General features: G+C 60.3%; 7 protein-coding genes and 1 rRNA gene. 4 read left to right on the top strand and 4 right to left on the bottom strand.

Translation table 11 applies throughout. The features are described from left to right. Positions 1 to 7: 7 nt before the first annotated feature. Positions 8 to 120 (top strand): 5S ribosomal RNA (gene rrf / locus CSQ91_RS26745). A 59-nt stretch (positions 121 to 179) separates the two neighbouring features. Here the strand turns inward: rrf and CSQ91_RS26740 are convergent. From CSQ91_RS26740 to CSQ91_RS26725, 4 genes are all read right to left on the bottom strand, one after another. Then, a complete protein-coding gene (locus CSQ91_RS26740; protein WP_034749443.1) occupies positions 180 to 524 on the bottom strand; it encodes a DUF1840 domain-containing protein in 345 nt (114 codons plus the stop codon). Between the two features lie 180 nt (positions 525 to 704). Beyond that, positions 705 to 1,250: a hypothetical protein gene (locus CSQ91_RS26735; RefSeq protein WP_099390077.1), complete on the bottom strand. Its 546-nt coding sequence runs from the start codon at positions 1,248 to 1,250 to the stop codon at positions 705 to 707. A 64-nt stretch (positions 1,251 to 1,314) separates the two neighbouring features. Next, entirely contained in the window at positions 1,315 to 2,835 is a 1,521-nt protein-coding gene (locus CSQ91_RS26730) for a YifB family Mg chelatase-like AAA ATPase (protein ID WP_099390076.1), read from the bottom strand. A gap of 110 nt (positions 2,836 to 2,945) precedes the next feature. Further along, positions 2,946 to 3,194: an accessory factor UbiK family protein gene (locus CSQ91_RS26725; protein ID WP_034749434.1), complete on the bottom strand. Its 249-nt coding sequence runs from the start codon at positions 3,192 to 3,194 to the stop codon at positions 2,946 to 2,948. A gap of 270 nt (positions 3,195 to 3,464) precedes the next feature. Between CSQ91_RS26725 and CSQ91_RS26720 the strand changes: the two genes are divergently transcribed. The 3 genes from CSQ91_RS26720 to CSQ91_RS26710 are packed head-to-tail and all read left to right on the top strand — an operon-like array spanning position 3,465 to position 6,129. Further along, positions 3,465 to 4,232 (top strand): TorF family putative porin, encoded by a 768-nt coding sequence (locus tag CSQ91_RS26720; RefSeq protein ID WP_070254362.1) that lies wholly within the window; start codon positions 3,465 to 3,467, stop codon positions 4,230 to 4,232. An 11-nt stretch (positions 4,233 to 4,243) separates the two neighbouring features. Beyond that, positions 4,244 to 4,582 (top strand): P-II family nitrogen regulator, encoded by a 339-nt coding sequence (locus CSQ91_RS26715; RefSeq protein WP_010393464.1) that lies wholly within the window; start codon positions 4,244 to 4,246, stop codon positions 4,580 to 4,582. A gap of 11 nt (positions 4,583 to 4,593) precedes the next feature. Further along, a complete protein-coding gene (locus CSQ91_RS26710; RefSeq protein ID WP_034784678.1) occupies positions 4,594 to 6,129 on the top strand; it encodes an ammonium transporter in 1,536 nt (511 codons plus the stop codon).

Raw genomic sequence — 6,129 nt, 5'->3', positions numbered from 1 at the left:
AGTTATGCCTGATGACCATAGCAAGTTGGTCCCACCCCTTCCCATCCCGAACAGGACCGTGAAACAACTTTGCGCCGATGATAGTGCTGCAACCAGTGTGAAAGTAGGTTATCGTCAGGCTTGTTATATAAAAAAACCCCGCGTGTGCGGGGTTTTTTTCGTCTGCAGCATTCATCGGATCAGATGCCCCAGGTGATGCTTTCATTTTCCGCCTTGGCCGAGCGCAGCATTTCCATCAAGGGATAGGCGCGCTGCGAAAAATGCACTTTTTGCGCGCGCGCATGAGCGCCCGTTTCGCCATCTTCCAGGGTTTCCGGGGTATGCGCATCGTGTTCGATGTCGTTTTCCGGATGCAATTTGCTTTCCGCGACTTCTTTTTCCAGCAGGGCCAGGGCATCGCCCGCTTCAGCTGGCGTGATGACGCCGCGCGTGGGGTTCTTGTGCAGGATGTCGAGGATGCGTTGGGCATGTTCCTGGTACATCAGCACTTCTGGGGAGGATTTGGATTTGAATGAGATCAACATAAGCGCTTTCTGAAACTTGTTGTTAGTGTCGAAACAATATCACGACTTGAAATGTCGCACAGGCCGTCCGATTGCCCGGATTGCACATTTGCAAGCCGGATAGGGCCATCTGTTGGACACCGCACGCATTTACAAGAGCTTGTTTATCGTGAAAACACCCGTTTAAGCGATCGTTAAGTCTCAATCCAGTTTCACGGAGTCCATGAAGGTGTCGATGGTGTCACGCGACAGCTTGCTTTCTTCACCGAGAATGATGACCTGGAAGATGCGTTTGTCCTGCGCGACAAAACGGCCGACCAGCAGGACGGGCTTGCCCTGCTGCGTCCCCGTCGCTTCGATGCTCAGCGAACTGCGTTGATGGCTGCCGGCCGCCGTGCTGCTGGCCGCCGAGGCCGATTTTTCGCTGCGCACGGTACCGTTGATATTTTTCAGCAGTGCCGTCTGCATGGCGGGCAGGGCCGTTTGTGCCTGTTCCGCACTGTCGAGCACGGCGCTGCCGATGGCGAAGGTATTGCCATCGACCTCGCTTGCCGTCATGGTCAGGCTGACTTTTTTGCCATCGAGATCGATCTCGCGCGTCAGCACGGCCGGCTTGCCTGGAAACAGGGCCGTGAACTGGGCATCGGGGCTGCGATAGTCGCGCCAGTCGAATTTCGGACTACAGGCGGACAGGACGCCGGCGGCCGCGAGCGTCGCCAGAAAGAGGGCAATTGATGTTTTTTTCATCAGCAGATGGTAGCAGCGCCGTCCATCACGCGCAATCGCGCACGCGTGGGGCTCATTGGCCGCCTTATATTTCACGCAGTACGCGCCGGTACTGGATCGCTTCGGCAACATGCGCCTGCGTGATGGCCGGGCTACCCGCCAGGTCCGCGATGCTGCGCGCCACGCGCAGTACCCGGTGATAGGTGCGCGCGGACCAGTGCAGGCGCGTCATGGCGCCATGCAGCAACTGTTCGCCATGCGTTTCAAGGCGACAATGCTGCTCGATTTCCATGTTGCTCAGCCGCTGGTTTGATTTTCCCTGTCGCGCCAGCTGCAAGGCATAGGCTGCCGCTACCCGCGTGGCGATCCGCTGCGTGCATTCTCCGGCACCGGCCTGCCGGCCCAGCGCGGCCGGCGGCATGGCGGCCACTTCAATCTGCAGGTCGATACGGTCGAGCAGCGGGCCGGACAGGCGATTGTGATAGCGCAGCACGGCGTCTGGCGTACAGCGGCAACGGCCGGAAGCGTGGCCCAGATAGCCGCACGGGCAGGGATTCATGGCGGCGATCAGTTGAAAGCGGGCAGGAAACTCGGCCTGGCGGGCCGCGCGTGAAATGCTGATCACGCCCGATTCCATGGGCTGGCGCAGCACATCGAGTACCCGCCGCTGGAATTCGGCAATTTCATCGAGAAACAGCACGCCGCAGTGGGCCAGCGAGATTTCTCCCGGGCGCGGCACGTTGCCGCCACCCACAAGTGCCACGCCGGATGCTGTCTGGTGCGGGGCGCGATAGGGCCGCCGTTTCCAGTGTTCCACCTTGAAGTGGCCGCCCAGCGAATGCACGGCAGCCGATTCCAGCGCTTCTTCATCGCTCATGGGCGGCAGCACGCCGGGAAAGCGGCTGGCCAGCATGGTCTTGCCTGCGCCTGGCGGCCCCACCATCAAGACGTTGTGACCGCCCGCTGCCGCCACTTCCAGTGCCCGCCGCGCCTGCTGCTGCCCCTGCACGTCGGCAAAGTCGGGGTACTGAAAAGCGTGCGCTGCCAGCACGGGCTGGTGGCGTTGCAGGGCGGTATGGCTGGTACGCGCGGCAAAATGCGCGCAGACCTCGAGCAGGCTGTGGGCGGGATAGATGCAGGCATCGCCGACGAGAGCAGCCTCGTCCGCGTTCGCCTGCGGCAGGATGAAGGCGCGTGGCGCGCCCGACTGGCTGCGCTGCATGGCAAAGGTCATGGCCAGGGCGCCGCGGATGGGACGCAACTGGCCTGAGAGCGACAGTTCGCCCGCGAATTCATAGTGATGTAATTGATCGCCCGGCAATTGGCCGGAGGCGGCCAGAATGCCCAGTGCAATGGGCAAGTCGAAGCGGCCCGATTCCTTGGGCAAGTCTGCTGGCGCCAGATTGGCCGTGATGCGCCGGGCCGGCATTTCAAAGCCGCAGTTTTGCAACGCGGCACGAACACGGTCGCGCGATTCCTTCACTTCCGTATCCGGCAAGCCGACAATCGTAAACGAAGGCAAGCCGTTGGCAAGGTGGACTTCGACACTTACCTCGGGCGCCTCCATGCCGGCCAGGGCGCGGCTTTTCAGGACGGCCAGGCTCATCAGACTCCCCTGTAGCGCGGGCGCGGGCAGGATCAGTCTAGCGCTTGAAACGCCGCCAGGCTTGAGGTATGCCAGCAAGGCCGTCAATAACGGACCCTGCCGGACGCAGTTTACGCCTTGGTGTCGTTCAGGCGCGTTTCCAGTTCGATCAGGCGCAATTCCAGTGCGTCCAGTTTGGCGCGGGTCTTGGCCAGTACTTGCGCCTGGATATCGAATTCCTCGCGCGTGACGAGATCGAGGCGGGCGAAGCCCTGGGTCATCATCGACTTCACGTTTTTCTCGATATCCTTGGCCGGCGAGTTTTCGATGGCTTGATGGATCTTGCCTTGCAAATCGTTAAAGAAGGTATTCATGTCCATGGTCAGTCCTTTTATGGTGCGGCCTGTGCATCGCACCATTGCGGTGCACAGCGGCGTTAATCTGGTGCGAATCTGGGCAAATTCACAATGCTTTAGCAGCCCGTACCCGCATGCCCAGAGGCTTGCAGGGTATGTATGGCCGGAAACGCACCTGTCAAGGTGGCAATGGAGCTGGCACGTATTCTGCTAAAGAAGGTATGAACGCTTTGTGATCTCCAGCCAAGATTTTAAACCTCAACCGCTTTAAAAGTTCAATAAAAGGGAATCGCCATGAAGAATCTGTCCAAGAACATGACTTTAGCTGCAGCGTTGACGCTGGCCATGACCGCCATGTGCGGTAGCGCCATGGCCCAGGATGCAGTGGCGGCGCCTGCTGCGGCCGAAGCCGTGCCTGATAACGTGGTGAGCTATAACGTGGCGCTGACCAGCGACTACCGTTACCGCGGCCTGTCGCAAAGCCGCTTGAAACCGGCCATCAGCGGCGGCGCCGACTATACCCATAACCCGACGGGCCTGTATGTGGGCACCTGGTTGTCGAGTATCAAATGGATCAAGGATGGCGGCGGCGACACCAATCTGGAATGGGATATCTACGGCGGCAAGCGGGGCGAGATCAGTAAGGATTTTACCTATGACGTGGGCGGCCTGTACTATTTCTATCCCTCGAATGGACTGAGCACCAATGCCAACACCTTCGAGCTGTACGGCCAACTCGGCTATGGCCCGATATATGTCAAATACTCGCATTCGACGACGAATCTGTTCGGTGTCGCCGACAGCAAGAACAGCGGCTACCTCGACGTGGGTGCCAACGTCGAGGTGCATGATGGCTACATGCTGAACCTGCATGTCGGACGTCAGAAGGTCGAGCACAACGATTCCCTCAGCTACAGCGATTACAAGATTGGCGTGACCAAGGACTTCGGCGTGGCGACCGTTTCCCTGGCGGCCGTCAAGGCCAATAACGTATCGCTGGCTCCGAACGGCAAGAATCTGGCGAAATCCGGTCTCGTGCTGACCGTGTCCAAAACCTTTTAAGCGAGACTGCCATGAAAATGATTACTGCAATCATTAAACCGTTCAAACTGGACGAAGTACGCGAGGCTTTGTCGGCTATCAATGTGCAAGGCATTACCGTCACGGAAGTCAAGGGCTTCGGCCGCCAGAAAGGCCACACGGAACTCTACCGTGGCGCCGAGTATGTCGTTGATTTCTTGCCAAAGACCAAGATTGAAGCGGCCGTCGATGACGCCATTGTCGACCAGGCCATCGAAGCGATCGAAGGTGCCGCGCGTACCGGTAAAATCGGTGATGGCAAGATTTTCGTCTACAACCTGGAACAGGTCATCCGCATCCGTACCGGTGAAACCGGCAACGAAGCGCTCTAAGGGGAATATTGATGCATAAAAATATAACAAAATTGCTAGCTGGGATAGCCTGCCTGTGTGCGTTTGGCATTGCCACGCCAAGCTTTGCCGATGCGCCTGCCAAGACGGAGGCGGCCACAACCACGGCCGTCGCCGCTCCCGCCGTCACGCCGGTTCCTGACGCAGCGCCTGCCGCCGCCGCTCCGGCCCCCGCTGCTGCCGCGCCAGCCGCCGCACCTGTCGCCAACAAGGGCGACACCAGTTTCATGATGATCAGCACCTTGCTGGTGATCTTGATGACGATCCCCGGCCTGGCCCTGTTCTACGGCGGGCTGGTGCGCTCGAAAAACATGCTGTCGGTGCTGATGCAGGTGTTCATGGTGTTCGCGCTGGTCATCGTGCTGTGGTGTATCTACGGCTACTCGATCGCCTTCACGGAAAAAACCGCCTTCTTCGGTGGCTTCGACCGCCTGTTCCTGAATGGTATCTGGGATCCGGCCAAGGGTACGTTTGCCGCCGCCGCCACCTTCAGCAAGGGCGTCGTCATTCCCGAGTTCGTCTTCGTTGCTTTCCAAGGCACGTTTGCCGCCATCACCTGCGCACTGATCGTCGGCGCCTTTGCCGAGCGCGCCAAGTTTTCCGCCGTGCTGGCCTTCGTCGTGCTGTGGTTCACGTTCGCCTACCTGCCAGCGGCTCACATGGTGTGGTTCTGGACCGGGCCTGACCTGATCACCAGCGCCGCCACCTCGGCCAGCGAAGCCCTGAAGGCGGGCTGGATCTGGCAAAAAGGCGCGCTGGACTTCGCCGGCGGCACCGTGGTGCACATCAATGCCGCTGTCGCCGGCTTGGTGGGCGCCATCATGATCGGCAAACGCGTCGGCTACGGCCGCGAATCGATGGCACCGCACTCGCTGACGATGACCATGATCGGCGCGTCGCTGCTGTGGGTGGGCTGGTTCGGTTTCAATGCCGGCTCCTCGATGGAAGCGGGCGACGTGGCTGCCCTGGCCTTCGTCAACACCTTGCTGGCAACGGCCGCCGCCACCCTGTCGTGGGTGTTTGGCGAGTGGATCAGCAAAGGCAAGCCTTCCATGCTCGGTGGCGCGTCCGGCGCCGTGGCCGGCCTGGTGGCGATCACCCCGGCGGCCGGCTTTGTCGGCCCGATGGGCGGCCTGGTCATCGGCTTGCTGGCCGGTGTCGTCTGCCTGTGGGGCGTGAATGGCCTGAAACGCCTGATCGGCGCCGACGATTCGCTCGACGTGTTCGGCGTGCATGGCGTGGGCGGTATCCTCGGTGCCTTGCTGACGGGTGTGTTTGCTGCGCCACAACTGGGCGGCCAGGGCGTATTCGACTATGTCACCAACAAGATGTCGGCGGATCCGTACTCGATCGGCCACCAGGTGTGGGTGCAGGCGCAAGCGGTCGGCACCACCATCCTCTGGTCGGCCATCGTCTCCGTCATCGCTTATAAACTGGTCGACATCGTCATCGGCCTGCGCGTACCGGAAGAAGAAGAGCGCGAAGGCCTCGATATCACCAGCCACGGCGAGCAAGCGTATCATGGCTAA

The organism is Janthinobacterium sp. BJB301, from assembly GCF_002735685.1.
GTDB classification, from domain to species: domain Bacteria; phylum Pseudomonadota; class Gammaproteobacteria; order Burkholderiales; family Burkholderiaceae_D; genus Janthinobacterium; species Janthinobacterium lividum.
This window is presented reverse-complemented; position numbering and strand designations above follow the sequence as displayed.